Annotated in this window: 16 protein-coding genes and 1 pseudogene; 11 read left to right on the top strand and 6 right to left on the bottom strand. The window is 59.9% G+C overall.

Annotated features, from left to right (window positions below; translation table 11 throughout):
- Positions 1-30 precede the first annotated feature (30 nt).
- The 7 genes and pseudogenes from rplS (at position 31) to AC1Q8Q_RS28145 (ending at position 6,784) form a co-directional block, all read left to right on the top strand.
- Complete coding sequence (gene rplS, locus AC1Q8Q_RS28175; RefSeq protein WP_003175895.1) at positions 31-381, top strand: 50S ribosomal protein L19; 351 nt, start codon at positions 31-33, stop codon at positions 379-381.
- A gap of 99 nt (positions 382-480) precedes the next feature.
- A complete protein-coding gene (gene xerD, locus AC1Q8Q_RS28170; RefSeq protein ID WP_168757294.1) occupies positions 481-1,377 on the top strand; it encodes a site-specific tyrosine recombinase XerD in 897 nt (298 codons plus the stop codon).
- A gap of 250 nt (positions 1,378-1,627) precedes the next feature.
- A complete protein-coding gene (gene dsbC / locus AC1Q8Q_RS28165; protein WP_034149004.1) occupies positions 1,628-2,359 on the top strand; it encodes a bifunctional protein-disulfide isomerase/oxidoreductase DsbC in 732 nt (243 codons plus the stop codon).
- 123 nt (positions 2,360-2,482) lie between these two features.
- Positions 2,483-3,787 carry a homoserine dehydrogenase gene (locus tag AC1Q8Q_RS28160; protein WP_033041889.1) on the top strand — a complete coding sequence of 435 codons (1,305 nt, stop codon included), beginning with the start codon at positions 2,483-2,485 and terminating at the stop codon, positions 3,785-3,787.
- Positions 3,788-3,856: 69 nt separating this feature from the next.
- A complete protein-coding gene (thrC, locus tag AC1Q8Q_RS28155) occupies positions 3,857-5,266 on the top strand; it encodes a threonine synthase (RefSeq protein WP_492615782.1) in 1,410 nt (469 codons plus the stop codon).
- Between the two features lie 121 nt (positions 5,267-5,387).
- Positions 5,388-6,323: pseudogene (locus AC1Q8Q_RS28150) on the top strand (transporter substrate-binding domain-containing protein); the annotation flags it as partial.
- Positions 6,324-6,496: 173 nt separating this feature from the next.
- Positions 6,497-6,784 carry a DUF3509 domain-containing protein gene (locus AC1Q8Q_RS28145; protein ID WP_020795651.1) on the top strand — a complete coding sequence of 96 codons (288 nt, stop codon included), beginning with the start codon at positions 6,497-6,499 and terminating at the stop codon, positions 6,782-6,784.
- Between the two features lie 169 nt (positions 6,785-6,953).
- Here AC1Q8Q_RS28145 and AC1Q8Q_RS28140 read toward each other — a convergent pair whose 3' ends face one another.
- Positions 6,954-7,922 carry a TIGR02285 family protein gene (locus AC1Q8Q_RS28140; protein ID WP_033041883.1) on the bottom strand — a complete coding sequence of 323 codons (969 nt, stop codon included), beginning with the start codon at positions 7,920-7,922 and terminating at the stop codon, positions 6,954-6,956.
- A complete protein-coding gene (locus tag AC1Q8Q_RS28135) occupies positions 7,876-9,075 on the bottom strand; it encodes a CaiB/BaiF CoA transferase family protein (protein ID WP_492615781.1) in 1,200 nt (399 codons plus the stop codon). The genes AC1Q8Q_RS28140 and AC1Q8Q_RS28135 overlap by 47 nt, the downstream gene beginning before the upstream one ends.
- Before the next feature lie 147 nt (positions 9,076-9,222).
- Here AC1Q8Q_RS28135 and AC1Q8Q_RS28130 point away from each other — a divergent pair, with 147 nt between their 5' ends.
- The 3 genes from AC1Q8Q_RS28130 to AC1Q8Q_RS28120 all read left to right on the top strand — a co-directional run bounded on the left by AC1Q8Q_RS28130 (position 9,223) and on the right by AC1Q8Q_RS28120 (position 12,919).
- Positions 9,223-9,765: a YaeQ family protein gene (locus tag AC1Q8Q_RS28130; RefSeq protein WP_008057823.1), complete on the top strand. Its 543-nt coding sequence runs from the start codon at positions 9,223-9,225 to the stop codon at positions 9,763-9,765.
- Positions 9,766-9,822: 57 nt separating this feature from the next.
- Positions 9,823-11,532, top strand: a complete 1,710-nt coding sequence (gene recJ / locus AC1Q8Q_RS28125; RefSeq protein ID WP_020795654.1) for a single-stranded-DNA-specific exonuclease RecJ — start codon at positions 9,823-9,825, stop codon at positions 11,530-11,532.
- A 280-nt stretch (positions 11,533-11,812) separates the two neighbouring features.
- Positions 11,813-12,919 (top strand): NADH:flavin oxidoreductase/NADH oxidase, encoded by a 1,107-nt coding sequence (locus AC1Q8Q_RS28120; protein WP_020795655.1) that lies wholly within the window; start codon positions 11,813-11,815, stop codon positions 12,917-12,919.
- 55 nt (positions 12,920-12,974) lie between these two features.
- On the opposite strand, the gene AC1Q8Q_RS28115 is transcribed toward AC1Q8Q_RS28120, so the two are convergent.
- Complete coding sequence (locus AC1Q8Q_RS28115; protein WP_489327500.1) at positions 12,975-14,600, bottom strand: glucan biosynthesis protein D; 1,626 nt, start codon at positions 14,598-14,600, stop codon at positions 12,975-12,977.
- A gap of 412 nt (positions 14,601-15,012) precedes the next feature.
- Between AC1Q8Q_RS28115 and AC1Q8Q_RS28110 the strand changes: the two genes are divergently transcribed.
- Positions 15,013-15,198 carry a hypothetical protein gene (locus AC1Q8Q_RS28110; RefSeq protein ID WP_020795658.1) on the top strand — a complete coding sequence of 62 codons (186 nt, stop codon included), beginning with the start codon at positions 15,013-15,015 and terminating at the stop codon, positions 15,196-15,198.
- A 52-nt stretch (positions 15,199-15,250) separates the two neighbouring features.
- Here the strand turns inward: AC1Q8Q_RS28110 and AC1Q8Q_RS28105 are convergent, their stop codons facing one another.
- The 3 genes from AC1Q8Q_RS28105 to AC1Q8Q_RS28095 all read right to left on the bottom strand — a co-directional run bounded on the left by AC1Q8Q_RS28105 (position 15,251) and on the right by AC1Q8Q_RS28095 (position 17,455).
- On the bottom strand, positions 15,251-15,541 hold the full coding sequence (locus AC1Q8Q_RS28105; protein WP_020795659.1) for a type II toxin-antitoxin system RelE/ParE family toxin: 291 nt from the start codon (positions 15,539-15,541) through the stop codon (positions 15,251-15,253).
- On the bottom strand, positions 15,519-15,767 hold the full coding sequence (locus AC1Q8Q_RS28100; protein ID WP_020795660.1) for a CopG family ribbon-helix-helix protein: 249 nt from the start codon (positions 15,765-15,767) through the stop codon (positions 15,519-15,521). The genes AC1Q8Q_RS28105 and AC1Q8Q_RS28100 overlap by 23 nt, the downstream gene beginning before the upstream one ends.
- 203 nt (positions 15,768-15,970) lie before the next feature.
- On the bottom strand, positions 15,971-17,455 hold the full coding sequence (locus tag AC1Q8Q_RS28095) for an APC family permease (RefSeq protein ID WP_083348303.1): 1,485 nt from the start codon (positions 17,453-17,455) through the stop codon (positions 15,971-15,973).
- Between the last annotated feature and the right edge of the window lie 388 nt (positions 17,456-17,843).

The following is a 17,843-nucleotide window of genomic DNA, read 5'->3' as shown; positions in this document are numbered from 1 at the left end:
AGATCCGACGATTTACCTTAGGAGCACAGCATGACTAACAAAATCATCCTTGCACTCGAAGCAGAGCAGATGACCAAAGAGATCCCTACCTTTGCCCCGGGCGACACCATTGTCGTTCAGGTGAAAGTGAAGGAAGGCGACCGTTCGCGTCTGCAAGCGTTCGAAGGCGTTGTAATCGCCAAGCGTAACCGCGGCGTTAACAGTGCATTCACCGTGCGTAAGATCTCCAACGGTGTTGGCGTAGAGCGTACTTTCCAGACCTACTCCCCGCAAATCGACAGCATGGCTGTCAAGCGTCGCGGTGACGTACGTAAAGCCAAGCTGTACTACCTGCGTGACCTGTCGGGTAAAGCAGCTCGCATCAAGGAAAAACTGGCTTAAGTCCAGCTTCCGATGCAGAAAAAAGCAGCCTACGGGCTGCTTTTTTGTTGCCTGCGATTTATCTTCTTTGACCGTGTTGCCGGTCCCGCCTGAGCCTTTATGCCCGCCATCGATCACCCCTTGATAGACCAATTCCTCGACGCTCTCTGGCTGGAAAAAGGCCTGTCCGACAACACCCGCGACGCCTATCGCAGCGACCTGGCACTGTTCAACGGCTGGCTGCAGGAAAAGGGCCTGGAGCTGCTCAACGCCGGACGCGAATTGATCCTTGATCACCTGGCCTGGCGCCTGGAGCAAAACTATAAACCCCGTTCTACGGCAAGATTTCTCTCTGGTGTGCGTGGCTTTTATCGTTACCTGCTGCGGGAAAAGCTGATCGCGGTCGATCCGACATTGCGCATCGATATGCCCCAGCTGGGTCGGCCATTGCCCAAATCCTTGTCGGAAGCTGACGTGGAAGCGCTGCTGAAGGCGCCGGACCTGAGCGAGGCCATCGGCCAGCGCGACCGCGCCATGCTCGAAGTGCTCTATGCCTGTGGCCTGCGAGTGACAGAGCTGATCAGCCTGACGCTGGAGCAGGTCAACCTGCGCCAGGGCGTGTTGCGGGTGATGGGCAAGGGCAGCAAGGAGCGGCTGGTGCCGATGGGCGAGGAGGCGATTGTCTGGGTCGAACGATATCTGCGCGATGGTCGTGGTGAGTTGCTCGGCGGGCGGCCCAGCGATGTGTTGTTCCCCAGCCAGCGCGGCGAGCAGATGACCCGCCAGACGTTCTGGCACCGGATCAAGCACCAGGCCAAGGTAGCCGGGATCGGCAAGTCGCTGTCGCCGCACACCTTGCGCCATGCGTTCGCCACGCACTTGCTCAATCACGGTGCGGACCTGCGGGTGGTGCAGATGCTGCTCGGCCACAGCGACCTGTCGACCACGCAGATCTATACCCACGTCGCCCGGGCGCGGTTGCAGGACCTGCACGCCAAACACCATCCTCGAGGCTAATGTTGTCCCCTGTGGGAGCGAGCCTGCTCGCGAATGCGGTGGACCAGCTGCACCATCTTTGGCTGCCACACTGCTTTCGCGAGCAGGCTCGCTCCCACAGAAAAACGGTCTGCGATGCCTTGTATCACCGGGAGTCGGCCACGCGAGCCTTATGTGGTAGGCTTTGCCGGTTTGCACGATGGGCGTTTATGACCCGGTGTTTCGGCACGGGCGTTCCGAGCGTCTCATTTGTCCGCCTTCAGGAGTTCTCATGCGTCTGACCCAGATTTTCGCCGCCGCCGCCATTGCGTTGGTCAGCACCTTTGCCGTCGCCGATGACGCGGCCGATAAAGCCATTCGTAAAAGCCTGGAAAACCTCCAGCTCGAAGTTCCGGTAGAAAGTATCTCCGCCAGCCCGCTGCCGGGCCTGTATGAAGTCAAGCTCCAGGGCAGCCGCGTGCTGTACGCCAGTGCCGACGGCCAGTACGTCGTCCAGGGCTACATGTTCCAGCTCAAGGACGGCAAGCCGGTCAACCTGACCGAGAAGACCGAACGCCTGGGCGTTTCCAAGCTGGTCAACGCAATCCCTGTCGCGGAAACCGTGGTGTACCCGGCCATTGGTGAAACCAAGTCGCACATCACCGTGTTCACCGACACCACCTGCCCGTACTGCCATAAACTGCACGCCGAAGTGCCTGAACTGAACAAGCGCGGCATCGAAGTGCGCTATGTTGCGTTTCCGCGCCAGGGCCTGGGTTCGCCGGGTGACGAGCAGTTGCAGGCGGTCTGGTGCTCCAAAGACAAGAAAGCGGCCATGGACAAGATGGTCGACGGCAAGGAAATCAAGGCCGCCAAGTGCGATAACCCGGTGTCCAAGCAGTTCGCCCTCGGCCAGTCGATTGGTGTGAACGGCACACCGGCCATCGTTTTGGCGGACGGTCAGGTCATTCCGGGCTACCAGCCAGCGCCACAAGTCGCCAAACTGGCGCTGGGCGCCAAGTAATTCGAGTCAGCCTTTGACGCGTGTGGTCCGACGGCAGCTCAGTCGGGCCATCAATAGTGAGCCGCGAGCATGCGGCTGTTTTCACGGCCGGCCTCGAGTCGGCCGTTTTATGGGGAGTTCACAGTGAAACCGGTCAAAGTAGGCATCTGTGGGTTAGGGACCGTCGGTGGCGGTACCTTCAACGTACTTCAGCGCAACGCCGAGGAAATTGCTCGTCGTGCCGGGCGTGGAATCGAAGTGGCACAAATTGCCACGCGCACGCCAAAGCCTCAGTTCCAAACGACCGGTATTGCGATTACCACCGATGTCTTCGAAGTGGCCACGAACCCTGAGATCGACATCGTCATAGAGCTGGTGGGCGGCTACACCGTTGCCCGCGAGCTGGTACTCAAGGCCATCGAGAATGGCAAGCATGTGGTCACCGCGAACAAGGCGCTTATCGCCGTTCACGGTAATGAAATTTTCGCCAAGGCACGCGAGAAGGGCGTGATCGTTGCGTTCGAAGCAGCCGTGGCTGGTGGCATCCCGGTGATCAAGGCGATCCGTGAAGGCCTGTCCGCCAACCGCATCAACTGGGTGGCTGGCATCATCAACGGCACCGGCAACTTCATTCTCACCGAGATGCGCGAGAAAGGCCGTACCTTCGAAGACGTGTTGGCCGAAGCGCAAGCCCTGGGCTACGCCGAAGCCGACCCGACCTTCGACGTCGAAGGCATCGATGCGGCGCACAAGCTGACGATCCTGGCGTCCATTGCCTTCGGCATCCCGTTGCAGTTCGACAAGGCCTACACCGAAGGCATCACCAAGCTGACCACCGCTGACGTGAACTACGCCGAAGCGTTGGGCTACCGCATCAAGCACCTGGGCGTGGCGCGCAGCACCGCGGCCGGTATCGAGCTGCGCGTGCACCCGACGCTGATCCCGGCCGATCGCCTGATCGCCAACGTCAACGGCGTGATGAACGCGGTGATGGTCAACGGCGACGCCGCCGGTTCGACCCTGTTCTACGGTGCGGGTGCCGGCATGGAACCGACCGCTTCGTCGGTGATTGCCGACCTGGTGGACGTGGTTCGCGCCATGACCTCGGACCCGGAAAACCGCGTACCGCACCTGGCCTTCCAGCCGGATTCGCTGTCGGCGCACCCGATCCTGCCAATCGATGCCTGCGAAAGCGCGTACTACCTGCGGATCCAGGCCAAGGATCATCCGGGCGTCCTCGCCCAGGTTGGCAGCATCCTGTCCGAGCGTGGCATCAACATCGAATCGATCATGCAGAAGGAAGCCGAGGAGCACGATGGCCTGGTACCGATGATCCTGCTGACCCACCGTGTGGTGGAACAGCGTATCAACGACGCCATCAAGGCACTGGAAGCGCTCCAGGGCGTGGTTGGCCCGGTCGTGCGGATTCGCGTCGAGCACCTGAACTAAGCCGTTATCGATTACCGGGCGCCGTGACCGGCGCCCGGCATTGCGAACACTGTCCCAATGGAGTCAGTCATGCGTTACATCAGTACCCGCGGCCAGGCACCGGCCCTGAGTTTCGAAGACGTCCTGCTGGCAGGCCTTGCCACCGACGGCGGTCTGTACGTCCCGGAAAACCTGCCACGTTTCACCCAGGAAGAAATCGCTTCCTGGGCCGGCCTGCCGTATCACGAGCTGGCCTTCCGCGTTATGCGTCCGTTCGTCACCGGCAGCATCCCGGATGCCGATTTCAAGAAGATCCTTGAAGAAACCTACGGTGTGTTTGCCCACAGCGCCGTCGCGCCGCTGCGTCAGCTGAACGGCAACGAATGGGTGCTGGAGCTGTTCCACGGCCCGACCCTGGCGTTCAAGGACTTCGCCCTGCAACTGCTCGGTCGCCTGCTCGACTACGTGCTGGAAAAACGCGGCGAGCGCGTGGTGATCGTTGGCGCCACTTCCGGCGATACCGGCTCGGCGGCCATCGAAGGTTGCAAGCACTGCGAAAACGTCGACATCTTCATCCTGCACCCACACAACCGTGTGTCCGAAGTGCAGCGTCGGCAGATGACAACCATTTTCGGCGAGAACATCCACAACATCGCCATCGAAGGCAACTTCGATGACTGCCAGGAAATGGTCAAGGCGAGCTTCGCCGACCAGGGCTTCCTCAAGGGCACGCGCCTGGTGGCGGTAAACTCGATCAACTGGGCGCGGATCATGGCCCAGATCGTCTACTACTTCCACGCAGCCCTGCAACTGGGCGGTCCGGCGCGCTCGGTGGCGTTCTCGGTGCCAACCGGTAACTTCGGCGACATCTTCGCCGGTTACCTGGCACGCAACATGGGCCTGCCGATCAACCAGTTGATCGTCGCCACCAACCGCAACGACATCCTGCACCGCTTCATGAGCGGCAACCAGTACGTCAAGGAAACCCTGCACGCGACCCTGTCGCCGTCGATGGACATCATGGTGTCCTCGAACTTCGAACGCCTGCTGTTCGACCTGCACGGTCGCAATGGCGCGGCGATTGCCGGGCTGATGGACAGCTTCAAGCAGGGCGGCGGTTTCAGCGTCGAGCAGGAGCGCTGGACTGAAGCGCGCAAACTGTTCGACTCACTGGCCGTTGACGATGAGCAAACCTGCGAAACCATCGCCGAGGTCTTTGAACAGACCGGTGAAGTGCTGGACCCGCACACCGCGATCGGCGTCAAGGCCGCCCGCGAATGCCGTCGCAGCCTGGATATCCCGATGGTGATCCTGGGCACGGCCCATCCGGTCAAATTCCCGGACGCCGTGGAGAAAGCCGGTGTAGGAAAAGCCCTCGAGCTGCCTGCACATCTTTCTGATTTGTTTGAAAGAGACGAGCGCTGCACCGTATTGCCGAATGACCTGAAGGCCGTGCAGGCCTTTGTCAGCCAGCACGGTAACCGCGGTAAGCCTTTGTAACGGGCAAACCCTGTCACACAACAAAGCCCGTCTACTGACGGGCTTTGTTGTTTTTGCATGCCACACTTGCCAACAGGATTCGTCCACGGAGAGGGACGAACGGATCTGCAAGGATGTGGCAATGCCGGTTTACAGACGATCCAGGCCAGCGGCGTGCTGGCTGCTATTGCTCAGTGTCCTGTTCATCTTGGCCCAGTGGGCAATCGCCGCGCCTGATCCGGCTCGTGAACCGGCAAAGGCGGGCGCCGGTGTCCGGATCGCGCTGGATGCCCGGGAACTTGAATGGATTGCCGGGCACCCGCCCGTCAAGGTAGCGTCGCTGGAATACCCGCGCTACCTGTTCAAGAATGAACATGGCCAGTGGAGCGGCCTTAACAGGGACATGCTCGATCGCATCAGCGCCATGACGGGGCTGCGTTTTGTCCATGTCGAGTCATTCTCCATCGAGCATATGCTTCAAAGCCTGGAGCGCGCAGAAGCGGACATGAGCACCACGCTGGCAATGAATGACGAGCGCAAGGTGTTCCTGGATTTCAGCCATTCCTATGGCGGCTCTGGCTGGGTGTTTGTCGGGCGGGCCGGGGCACCGCAGGTCGAGTCACTGCAGCAGTTGGCCAAGCACGTGTTGGTACTGCCGACCCGGCATGTGCTGGAAGCGGTGATTCGTCGTGACCACCCCACCATCGATTTGCGTTCGGTCAAGACCTACGCGCAAGCCCGCGCGCTGGTGGAAAGCGGGGAGGCCCATGCCACCATCGAAAGCGAAACAGGCGCACGACTCTTACCCTTGGGCCAGCTTCAGGTGGGGCAAATCGTGGAAGGCCAGTGGGACCCGGACTACCTGACGGTGCGCAAAGGCCAATCGCAACTGCTCTGTATCCTCAACAAGGCCCTCGAGGCTTTTCCTCCCGCTGAACTACGTGCCTTGCGTTCGAAGTGGCTCGATGGCGATCCACTCCCGACAGCCTGGCAACAATTTGCCCCATGGGCTGGCTGGGGCCTTTTGGCCGCCAGCCTGTCTGGCTTGCTCTCGCTACTCTGGAGGTGCCGTTTGGCCGGACAGGCGTGAGGCTGATGTTTTTTCCCTGTCATCTTCGCCGTGCATGCTCTATCGACCGCAGGCGCAGGCTCACCTGCACGCGGTTTTCAGAACTTTCTACTCGGCCCAGCGGTCATTTACAGTACACACGCCCCAGGCACTTTGTTTTCGGACTATTGAGTGGTGATCGGATGGAAAGTATCAGTCTATTGCTCGGTGAGGCTCTGAGCCCGTACCAGGTGACGTTAACCCCGTCAGGCATACATGGCGAATGCCGGGTGACCTTGAAGAATGCTATCGGTGCCATAGTGGTCGATCGGGTGTTCAATCAGGCGCAGTTGGCCGACAAGCGTCAGTTGACGGATGTCGTCGACGGCCTGCACCGCGATGTGCTGATTGCTGAAGGACGCCTGGAGCCCTGTGTTATCGCAGCGTTGCGCAATGCGGCACAGGACAAGTTGGTGGCTAGCCGAAATTGAATGGCCGGTTGTGGGAACCTTCCTGCATCCTTATCAGTCAGATTCAGTAACAGCGGGATCAAGCATTGTGCTCCGGTGCTTGCCGCTTGCTGTTACTGGTCTTTGAAAGACCACGTTTAACCCCGAGTCGTCTCCCCACTTCTCGGGGTTTCTTTTTGCCTGGCAATTGTCAGTAGCCGTCCTGATGCTCGAAAAATTCCCGGGCTGCTCGCAGGTAGTCGGTACGGCTTTGCGGGTCGAGCCAGCCGGCATACGCCTCGCTCAAATGGTCTCGGGGCAGGGCACGCAGCAATTGGTTGATCTCGATGATCGCCTGCCGCCCCAGGGGCGTATTGGTGCAGCCGATGTAGCCGGACAGGTATCTGCCGGTGCCACGAACCGGATAGAACTGCAGCTCCTCTTCCGCGATCCCTTGTTGTCGCGCCTGATAGCGAATTTCCGGGCGATAGCCCAACAGCAACTGCAGGCGTCCCAGGCGTTGCATTTGCAGCAGGCTGCCCAAGGCGTCGTTGCCGTAATGAAGCGTCAGCGCCTTGCCCGGCGCCTGTTTGAGCAGGGCGTCAAGGTATTCGCCATAGTTGCGTTCGGCAACAATGCCCAAGGTCACGTTGCCGGTGGCCAACAGGGCCGCCAGGTCCACCTCACCATCCTTGAGGAACGGCGTCAGTACCTCTCGCTCGTTGCTGCGCACGGCCAGGCCATTGCTCATGGCGCGAAATACCGGCAGGGAAAATGCGATCCAGCTTTCGCGTTCCTTGCTCCAGTTCAACGCTGCATCGCAGGTGAGGGACGGTTCGTGAAGCATTTGCAAGCCACGGGCACGATTGACCTTCATCACGCTGTGCCGGTACTGCGGCATGCCGGCGATCAGCTGCCGCAGCAATTGATCGATGATCCCCTGGCCTTTTTCCGGCCCGTTGAAAATGAACAGCGGCGGTAGATCGCGTTTCAGCCAGACCAGGGATTCCTTGGGCTGCGCCGACACCGGCGAGGCCAGCGTAACGATCAGGGCCAGGCTCGCCAACGCGCCCAGGCGCTGCCCGGCCAACAGCAGGCCGGGCTTGATGAGTCGCGCAAACAAACGCTTGAGCTCAGATGGCTCCGTCTTTGCGCAGTTGTGTGATCTGCGACGCGTCATAGCCAAGTTCCTGGAGTACCTGGGCATTGTGCTCACCCAGTTGCGGCCCGACCCATTCACAATCACCGGGTGTCTCTGAGAGTTTCGGCACGATCCCTGGCATCTTGAAGTCCTTGCCATCGGGCAGCTTGGCCTGCAGGAACATTTCCCGGGCGAGGTACTGAGGATCGCTGAACATGTCTTCGGCGCTGAAGATCCGGCTGGCCGGTACGTCGGCTTGGTTCAAGCGCTCGATGACGGTGTCCAGGGGCAGCGAATTGACCCAGCGATCAATGACCCCATAAATTTCGTCGCGACGGCTGTCGCGGCCGTCGTTGCTGGCCAGCAGCGGATCGTTGGCCAGGTCTTCCCGACCAATGAGCAGCATGAAGCGCTTGAAGATCGCATCGCCATTGGCGCCGATCTGCACATGCTTGCCATCGGCACTGGTGTGGATCGATGAAGGCGTAATACCCGGCATGATATTGCCGGTGCGCTCGCGGATGAAACCAAACACGTCGAACTCTGGCACCATGCTTTCCATCATGGCGAAGATCGCCTCGTACAGCGCCACGTCCACTACTTGCCCCTGACCGCCATTGACCTCGCGGTGACGCAGGGCCATGAGGGCACCGATCACGCCCCACAGCGCGGCAATCGAATCACCGATGGAAATCCCGGTGCGCACCGGCGGCCGATCCTCGAACCCTGTGATGTAGCGCAGGCCGCCCATGGATTCGCCGACCGCGCCAAACCCGGGTTGATCCTTCATCGGGCCGGTCTGGCCGAAGCCCGAGAGCCGCACCATGACCAGCTTTGGATTCAATGCATGCAGGACGTCCCAGCCCAGGCCAAGCTTTTCCAGTACACCGGGGCGGAAGTTCTCGATCAGGATGTCCGCTTCACTGAGCAGTTTCTTCAGGACCGCCAGGCCGTCCGGATGCTTGAGGTTGAGCGTCAGCGATTTTTTATTGCGAGCCTGGACGAACCACCACAGCGAGGTGCCCTCGTACAACTTGCGCCATTTGCGCAATGGATCGCCGCCGTCCGGCGATTCGACCTTGATCACATCGGCACCGAATTCAGCGCAAATGCGCGAGGCGAACGGGCCGGCGATCAAGGTACCCAATTCGATGACTTTCAGACCTGAGAGCGGTTTGGCAGAGGACGGCATGCGGGCTCCTGTTGGACAAAGGTTGAGCGAGTACAGAGTTTTAACATAGCCGACTGTCAGGCGCCCAAGGGAGATCGCCTTCTATTCGTTGATTGGTGGCTGCATCGGTTAGACTTGCCGCCTTTCCACGTATCAAGAAGCCCGTTCATGGCCCAGCCGTCCACGACCTACAAGTTTGAACTGAACCTCACCGACCTCGATCGCAGCGTCTACGAGTCCGTCAAGCAGACCATCGCCCGCCACCCTTCGGAAACCGAAGAGCGCATGACCGTGCGCCTGTTGGCCTACGCCCTCTGGTACAACGAGCAACTGTCGTTTGGCCGTGGCCTGTCGGACGTGGATGAACCGGCCCTGTGGGAAAAGAGCCTGGATGACCGCGTCCTGCACTGGATCGAAGTCGGTCAACCCGACGCCGATCGCCTGACCTGGTGCTCGCGCCGCACCGAGCGCACCAGCCTGCTGGCCTACGGCAGCCTGCGCGTCTGGGAAGGCAAGGTGATCCCGGCGATCAAGAACCTGAAAAACGTTAACATCGCGGCGGTCCCTCAGGAAGTCCTGGAAACCCTGGCCAAAGACATGCCCCGGGTGATCAAGTGGGACGTAATGATCAGCGAAGGGACGATTTTCGTCACCGACGACCGCGGCCAGCATGAAGTCCAGTTGCAGTGGCTGTTGGGCGAACGCGGCTGATCAGTCGCTGCCTCACCGGTTTTATCCTACGTATTGAAGAGAAGCCCCTGTCACCCCATGCGCATCGAACCTCGCCAGCTGCCCGACACCCTGCCATTTCTCGGTGATATTCCACCGCTGCTGACCCGGCTGTACGCAGCGCGGGGCGTGCAATCCGAAGCCGAACTGGACAAAAGCCTGGCACGGCTGATTCCGTTCCAGCAGCTCAAGGGCATCGAGGCAGCGGTGGATCTGCTGGTGACCGCACTCCAGCAGCGCCAGAGGATTCTGATCGTTGGCGACTTCGATGCCGACGGTGCCACCGCCAGTACCGTGGGCACCTTGGGCTTGCGCCTGTTGGGTGCGGCGCATGTCGACTATCTGGTGCCCAACCGATTCGACTACGGCTACGGCCTGACCCCGGAGATCGTTGCGGTGGCCCTGGAGCGTCAGCCGCAGTTGCTGATTACCGTGGACAATGGCATTTCCAGTGTCGAAGGCGTGGCCGCGGCGAAAAAGGCCGGGCTCAACGTGTTGGTCACTGACCACCATTTGCCGGGCGATGACCTGCCGCTGGCCGATGCCATCGTCAATCCGAACCAGCCCGGTTGCACATTCCCGAGCAAGGCGCTGGCCGGCGTCGGGGTGATTTTCTATGTGCTGATGGCCTTGCGCGCGCGTTTGCGCGAACTCGGCTGGTACGCCAGCAAGCCGCAGCCGAACATCGGCGAATTGCTCGACCTGGTGGCGCTGGGCAGCGTGGCCGACGTGGTGCCGCTGGATGCCAATAACCGCATCCTGGTGCATCAAGGCCTGGAACGCATACGCGCCGGACGTGCCCGGCCGGGGATCAAGGCGATTCTCGAAGTGGCCAAGCGTGATCATGCGCGCATCACCTCCACCGACCTGGGGTTTATCGTCGGTCCACGCCTCAATGCCGCCGGGCGACTGGATGACATGAGCCTGGGCATCGAATGCCTGCTGACCGAAGACGTGGCGCTGGCGCGGGAAATGGCGGCGCAACTGGACGGAATGAACCAGGACCGTAAATCCATCGAGCAGGGCATGCAGCGTGAAGCGTTGGCCCAGCTCAAGGATTTGCCGGTGGAATCGATGCCATTCGGTTTGTGCCTGTTCGATCCCGAATGGCATCAGGGCGTCATCGGCATCCTGGCCTCGCGCATGAAAGAACGTTATTTCCGTCCGACCATCGCCTTCGCCGATGCCGGCGACGGGTTGCTCAAGGGCTCGGGGCGTTCGGTACAGGGCTTTCATATTCGCGATGCCCTGAGCGTGGTGGCGGCGCAGCATCCGAACCTGATCACCAAGTACGGTGGTCATGCCATGGCCGCTGGCCTGACGCTGCCAGAAGCAAATTTTCCGTTGTTCGCCGAAGCTTTCGACGCCGAAGTGCGTCGGCAACTGCGCGACGAAGACCTGACCGGGCGCTTGCTGTCGGACGGGGTTCTGGCGGTCGAAGAATTCCACCTCGAACTGGCCCGTGCATTACGCCACGCCGGGCCTTGGGGCCAGCACTTCCCGGAGCCACTGTTTCATGGCGTGTTTCAGTTGGTCGAGCAGCGTGTCGTCGGTGAACGCCACCTCAAGGTGGTGCTCAGGAGCGAGTGCGGCTCGGTCAAGCTCGATGGCATTGCCTTCGGGATCGACCGTGAGGTCTGGCCAAACCCGACCATCAAGTGGGTGGAGCTGGCTTACAAACTCGACGTCAACGAGTTTCGCGGCAATGAGACCGTGCAACTGATGATCGCCCACATTGAACCGCGTTGAACCCGCCCTGTAGGAGCGAGCATGCTCGCGATGGTCGTGAACGATAACGCGGGGTACCTGATACCCCGCGGTGTCCTGTAGTCCATCGCGAGCATGCTCGCTCCTACAGGGAGGGGCGACATCCCCCGATGTCGACTAGGCTCTAAAGCACTGCTTGATTATCCTTGTGACGTCTTGTCAATCTTTTGCCCGCGGGGGCGGGTGCTGCATCCCTTTCATGTCACTCGTCGACTATTCAAACAGAACCCTGGAGCCTGCCCACTGATTTGAGAGGTGCCCCATGAGTCTGCTGCTTGAACCCTACACTCTTCGTCAATTGACCCTGCTCAACCGCATTGCGGTATCGCCAATGTGCCAGTATTCGAGCGTCGATGGCCTGGCCAATGACTGGCACCTGGTCCACCTCGGTAGTCGCGCCGTCGGCGGCGCCGGACTGGTCTTTACGGAAGCCACGGCAGTCACGGCCGACGGGCGAATCACCGCCCAGGACCTTGGCCTGTGGAACGATGAACAAATCGAACCCTTGCAACGCATCACCCGTTTCATTGCCGCTCAAGGCGCCGTTGCTGGCATCCAGCTGGCCCACGCAGGGCGTAAGGCCAGTACCTATCGACCCTGGCTTGGCAAGCATGGCAGCGTAAAGATTGACGAGGGCGGCTGGTTGCCGGTTGGCCCGTCGCCAATCGCCTTTGATCCGCAACACACACAACCCAAGCAGCTGGACGAAGGCGAGATCGCTGACGTCATCCAGGCCTTTGTCGACTCGGCGAAGCGCGCGTTGACCGCCGGTTTCAAGGTGGTCGAAGTGCATGCGGCTCATGGCTATCTGCTGCACCAGTTTCTTTCGCCCCTGAGTAATCAGCGGCGTGACCAGTACGGCGGTTCATTCGAAAACCGCATTCGCCTGGTCTTGCAGGTCACCGAAGCGGTGCGCAAGGTCTGGCCCGAAGAATTACCGCTGTTCGTGCGGGTGTCCGCCACCGACTGGGTGGAGGATGGCTGGAACCCGGATGAAACCGTCGAGCTGGCGCGACGCCTTAAGGACTTGGGTGTGGACCTCATCGACGTGTCGTCAGGCGGTACGGCCGTCAACGCGGAAATCCCCACGGGTCCGGGTTATCAGACCCGCTTCGCCGAACGTGTGCGCAAGGAGTCAGGCATCGCTACCGGTACGGTAGGAATGATCACTGAGCCTGCACAGGCCGAACATATCCTGCGCACCTGCCAGGCCGACATCATCTTCCTCGCTCGTGAGCTGTTGCGTGATCCTTATTGGGCATTGCATGCCGACGATGACCTGGGTGGGCGCAAAGCCATTTGGCCGGCGCAATATCACCGCGCGACCCATCGTGACCAACCCATTCATGAGTCGGATTTGCGGGATTGAGTGAGGTCGCAAACCAAAAGCCCCGGTCGATTTGACCGGGGCTTTGTTTTCTCCGTCAGCTGTACTTGCGCTTGTCCGGTGCTGGCGGGAAGTACTGGTACAACCAGGTTTCACTCAGCGTCCGGTCATTGGTGCGAATGAACAGGCGCAGCTCCACCGGCTCGACACTGTCGTTGGTCGGATACCAGTCAAAGGTGATGCGGTAGCCCTTGATGTCATCGAGCACCAGCACGTTGAAGTCCTTCACCTCGCCGTTGGAACAGGTGACCACCGGTTCGATGCCCGTGCCTGGCGGCAGGCGATCCAGGCCGCCACCGTTGAAATCCACGGCGAAGCGTCGGGCCCAGACCTTCGGGTAGTGTTCGCCCGGCGCCCAGCCTTCAGTGAAACCGCCCATGCCTGAGCGGGTTGCGTTGACCCGTGCCAAGGGCGTGCCGACAGGCGGTAGGGCGCTCCAGTAGAGTTTGTAGCCGTAGTTCAGTGAATCGCCGGCGGCGACCGGTTTTTTCGGGGTCCAGAAGGCAACGATGTTATCGAGTGTCTCGCCGGTGGTAGGAATTTCCAGCAGATCGATAGAGCCTTCGCCCCACGCGGTCGTCGGTTCTACCCACAGGCTCGGGCGTCTGCTGTACCAATCGACGGTGTCCTGATAGCTGGCGAATTCATGATCGGTCTGCACCAGGCCGAAACCTTTCGGGTCCTTGTCGGTGAAGGCGTTGAATTGCAGGGTGGCCGGATTGTTCAGCGGGCGGCAGATCCACTCGCCATTGCCGCGCCACATCGCCAGGCGATCGGAGTCGTGGATTTGCGGGTGAATGGTGTCGCACATACGGCGCTCGTGGGTACCGCAGCTGAACATGCTGGTCATCGGCGCGATGCCCAGTTGTTCGATGGCGGTGCGCGCGTTGACATGGGCGTCGACCTCCATCACCACGCGTTCGGCCTGGCAATCGATGTCAAAACGGTAGGCGCCGGTCGCGCTCGGAGAATCGAGCAAGGCGTAGACCACGAAGCGCGTGCTGTCCTTGTCTGGCGTCTCGAACCAGAACTTGGTGAAGTCGGGGAATTCTTCGCGCTTCTTCGCATAGGTGTCGATTGCCAGCCCGCGGGCCGACAAGCCGTACTGGCCAGTGGCGTCTACCGCTCGGAAATAGCTGGCGCCGAGGAAAGACACCACGTCGTGTTTGTCCAGTTCCGGCGCCTTGAACAGCTTGAACCCGGAAAAGCCCAGGTCGCCCTTGAGCTGCTGGGTGTCGACGGACGTATTCTCATAGTTGAACAACGAAGGGCGGAAATGCACTTCGCGGGCCATGTGGGTCTTGGGATCGACGCTGTACATGCGCACCGGCTGGCGGAAACCCATGCCGACATGGAAAAACTGCACATCCAGCTGGCCATTCAAGTCATTCCACAACGAATGCTTGCCGTCATAGCGAATGGCATTGAAATTCTGCGGGGTCATGGTCGCCAGGGTGGGCGGCAGCACCTGCTTGGTATCCTGGTAGCGGTTGCTGGCCAGTTGCTTGGCCTGGACCTTCAGCGCTTCGAAGTCGAACGCTTGAGCCTCGCCATCCGCGGTGCCATTGCCTGCCCAGGCACGGGCAGCGAGCAGGCCGGTGGCCGATAATCCGGTGTAGGCCGCGATGGCCATGGAGGCTTTGAGCAAATTCCTGCGATGCATAAATACAACCTGTCGTGAACGATCCCGCGCCGTTCCTGGCACTGCTGGATCAAAAATATCGGTTCGGACATGCCTTCGGCCAAACGCAACTGCCTTTAAAACATATAACGAATAGCTTAAACCGTTCGGTTGCGCAGCAAAAATGATTGATGGCGTGACGATAGCGCGGCAATGAAACAAGAGATGTCGGTTAACGTTTCCGACAGTAAGTTCTGATTTAAAGGGCATTTCTGTTTTTTTCGACTAATTACTCTAAAAAGTACTTTTCAGCGCCCGGATAGTTTCTATTCTATGGGCATGACCGGTTTCTGCCCTTCGGGCCGGTGGCTTCAGTGGGCACAGGGTGGCTACTGAAAAGGGTAGGGCGATGCAATATCTGAAGTTTTCTTTGACGTAGAGAAGGACATCGTCCATGTCGAAAGTACAAGGCATCACCGAAATCCTGGGAATCTTTGCGTGCCTATCTACTGGCCGGCGGAGACGTCGGCTCAATAACGAGGAGATGAAGTTGGTGGAGCGCTATCGCGAGTTGTCGGAGAGTGATCGCATTGCGATGCGTTATCTGGTGGATGCGATGCGCAGTGTTTCGCGGTTTTGAAGAAATGGAACATCCAGTCGCGGCAATCCTGTCGCGGCTGGACGTTCTCCCTTTACCAATCCTGAGAACGTTCAGAACGCTGATGCAGCACCCTCAACACCTGTACCTGGCCATTGGCAAATCGATACGGCGCAATGAAGGGATAACGACCAAGTACCAATTCTCGTACATCAGGCATGATAGAAGGCCTGCCTGAGCCGGGGAACTGTTCCAACTGCCGGAAACATTGCAGCATGGTGGAAATGATCTCGATGGCAGTACCCGCGCCTACGACCTCTCGGTAATGTTCATGGATGGCGTCCAGGTCGCTTTCGGCTTTCTCAGTCAGTACTACGCTCGGCACGTTTTTCCCACTTAGCCTTCACGGCGTCCAGGTCGGTCAGTTTTCCAGCATCGGCATCGGATATGCCGTCGCTTATGGCTTGCAGATGCCATGACTCGGCTTCTACATATCGAACCAATGCACGCTTGAGGTGGTACTGACGGTCGCGGTCGGTGGCAGCCGCTAGCTGATCCAGTTGTTGGGCCAGGAGTTCTTCGACACGAAACGACAAAACGGGCGAGGCCATGGTGGCTCTCCTAAAGATGTATACGCTGTAAACGACGTAAACACCCTAGGCCTTGCAGCGATTATCGTCAACCAGTACCACTTGCGTGGTAGGGAAACTCTAGCTGGGGATACATCCACGGGATGCCAGGAACTGTTTCGAAATGCTTGACCGCTAAAAGCGTTTGGTTGCCCCGGTGTCTTTTGGCACCGGGGCAATTTCCATTAGCGACTAACCTTCCACGCATCCCCCGCTGGCGCTGTGCCGTGGTCATACGGCTTGGCGATCCACATGTAGAGCAACCCCAGGCCAATGACGATGGTGGTGCTCAAGACCATGGCGTAGTTGATGTACCACGCCGCATCCGGCGTCCGTGGCCAGGCCATGTTGACGATTGCGCCGACGCCATAGACCAGCGCGCAGATGTTCACCGGCCAGCCCCAGGCGCCGAGGGTGAATTGGCCGCTGGGCTTCCAGCCTTTGAGGCGGGCATACAGCGCCGCAAGCACGATCATCTGGAAGGCCAGGTAGATGCCGATGGCGGCGAAGCTGACGATGGTGGCGACTGCATCCTGCAGGAAGAAGCCGAGGATGATGATCAGCGCTGGCAGGACGCCGGACACGAACAGCGCCGCAACTGGAACCTGGGTTGTAGGAGAGATCTTCTTCAGCAGTCGGCTGCCGATAACCATTTCATCCCGGGCGTAGGAGTACAGCAGGCGACTGGCCGCCGCTTGCAGGCTGATGACGCAGGAGATGAAGGAAATCATCACCACGCCCATCACCATTTTCGAACCGATTGGGCCGAAGGCGTTGTTGAGGATGGTGCCGACCGGGTCCTTGTCGGTGCCGTCGATCACCGCTTGCATGTCTGGCACGGCGAGGATCAGTGCCAGGCAGGCGAACATTGCCGCAATGCCGCCGATGTAGATGGTCATGCGCATGGCCACCGGGATCTTCTTGCTCGGGTTCGGGGTTTCTTCGGCCACGTCGCCGCAGGCCTCGAAGCCGTAGTAGAGGAACATACCCGCCAGCGAGGCGGTGAGGAAGGCCGGCAGGTATGAACCATCGACGCTGATGTCGAAGGTGTTGAACAGCACGCCAATTGATTGATGGCGCTCGAAGACCAGCAGGTAAACGCCGACGATCACTGCACCCACCAGTTCACAGAGGAAGCCGAACATGGCAATGCGCGCCAGTACCTTGGTGCCGCTGAGGTTGATCAGGGTGGCAAACAGCGTCAGCACCAGGGCAATGACGATATTGGTGTTGTTGCTCGGTTCAAAACCGAGCATGGCAGCCAGGTACGGGCCGGCGCCGACGGCTACGGCGGCAATCGTGACGCACAGGGCGATGGAGTAGATCCAGCCGACCATCCACGCCCAGCGCTTGCCCACCAGGCGACGCGCCCACGGGTACACGCCACCGGAAATCGGGAACTGCGACACCACTTCACCAAAGATCAGGCACACCAGCAACTGGCCGCAACCGACCAGCAGATAGGCCCAGAACATCGGCGGCCCGCCAGCGGCGAGGCACAGGCCGAAGAGGGTATAAACCCCTACGACCGGCGAGAGATAAGTGAAGCCCAGGGCGAAGTTTTCCCACAAGCTCATGCTGCGATTGAAGTTGGAGGTGTAACCCAGTTTTCGCAGTTGCTCGGCGTCGCTGTCGACGACGGCGGTAGAGAGATCGGGTGATGCAGTCATGTGTGTTTCTCCGGAAAATCGGCAGATTTCGGATGTCCGAAGCCGTGGCAGGGCCGTGGAGGCGCTGCCCGGATCGGTGGTTATTGTTGTGTTTGAAACCAGTGGTGCGTAATGCCGGTTTCGACCTTGAAACCGTGGTGAAATCATCGCTGTACTGTAGGAGCGAGCATGCTCGCGAGAAACCGGAGGGCACCGCGGGGCGTCAGGTTCCCCGCGTTATCGTTGACCTCCATCGTCGGAAACCCGCCCGGAGCATGCTCGCTCCTACAAGGGGTTAGTGTTTGAACATCACATGCCGCACGACGGTGTAGTCCTCCAGCCCATACATCGACATGTCCTTGCCATACCCCGACAACTTCTGCCCGCCATGGGGCATTTCGCTGACCAG

It is taken from the genome of Pseudomonas sp. GW823-FHT06B06 (assembly GCF_058795195.1).
The sequence above is the reverse complement of the archived record's forward strand: the minus strand, read 5'-3'. Positions and strand labels throughout refer to the sequence as shown.

Excerpts from the sequence above, each read along its gene's own strand:
- rplS (WP_003175895.1), top strand. The coding sequence starts at position 31 with ATGACTAACAAAATCATCCTTGCACTCGAAGCAGAGCAGATGACCAAA.
- xerD (WP_168757294.1), top strand. The coding sequence starts at position 481 with ATGCCCGCCATCGATCACCCCTTGATAGACCAATTCCTCGACGCTCTC.
- dsbC (WP_034149004.1), top strand. The coding sequence starts at position 1,628 with ATGCGTCTGACCCAGATTTTCGCCGCCGCCGCCATTGCGTTGGTCAGC.
- thrC (WP_492615782.1), top strand. The coding sequence starts at position 3,857 with ATGCGTTACATCAGTACCCGCGGCCAGGCACCGGCCCTGAGTTTCGAA.
- AC1Q8Q_RS28145 (WP_020795651.1), top strand. The coding sequence starts at position 6,497 with ATGGAAAGTATCAGTCTATTGCTCGGTGAGGCTCTGAGCCCGTACCAG.
- AC1Q8Q_RS28140 (WP_033041883.1), bottom strand. The coding sequence starts at position 7,922 with ATGACGCGTCGCAGATCACACAACTGCGCAAAGACGGAGCCATCTGAG.
- AC1Q8Q_RS28135 (WP_492615781.1), bottom strand. The coding sequence starts at position 9,075 with ATGCCGTCCTCTGCCAAACCGCTCTCAGGTCTGAAAGTCATCGAATTG.
- AC1Q8Q_RS28130 (WP_008057823.1), top strand. The coding sequence starts at position 9,223 with ATGGCCCAGCCGTCCACGACCTACAAGTTTGAACTGAACCTCACCGAC.
- recJ (WP_020795654.1), top strand. The coding sequence starts at position 9,823 with ATGCGCATCGAACCTCGCCAGCTGCCCGACACCCTGCCATTTCTCGGT.
- AC1Q8Q_RS28120 (WP_020795655.1), top strand. The coding sequence starts at position 11,813 with ATGAGTCTGCTGCTTGAACCCTACACTCTTCGTCAATTGACCCTGCTC.
- AC1Q8Q_RS28115 (WP_489327500.1), bottom strand. The coding sequence starts at position 14,600 with ATGCATCGCAGGAATTTGCTCAAAGCCTCCATGGCCATCGCGGCCTAC.
- AC1Q8Q_RS28110 (WP_020795658.1), top strand. The coding sequence starts at position 15,013 with ATGTCGAAAGTACAAGGCATCACCGAAATCCTGGGAATCTTTGCGTGC.
- AC1Q8Q_RS28100 (WP_020795660.1), bottom strand. The coding sequence starts at position 15,767 with ATGGCCTCGCCCGTTTTGTCGTTTCGTGTCGAAGAACTCCTGGCCCAA.
- AC1Q8Q_RS28095 (WP_083348303.1), bottom strand. The coding sequence starts at position 17,455 with ATGACTGCATCACCCGATCTCTCTACCGCCGTCGTCGACAGCGACGCC.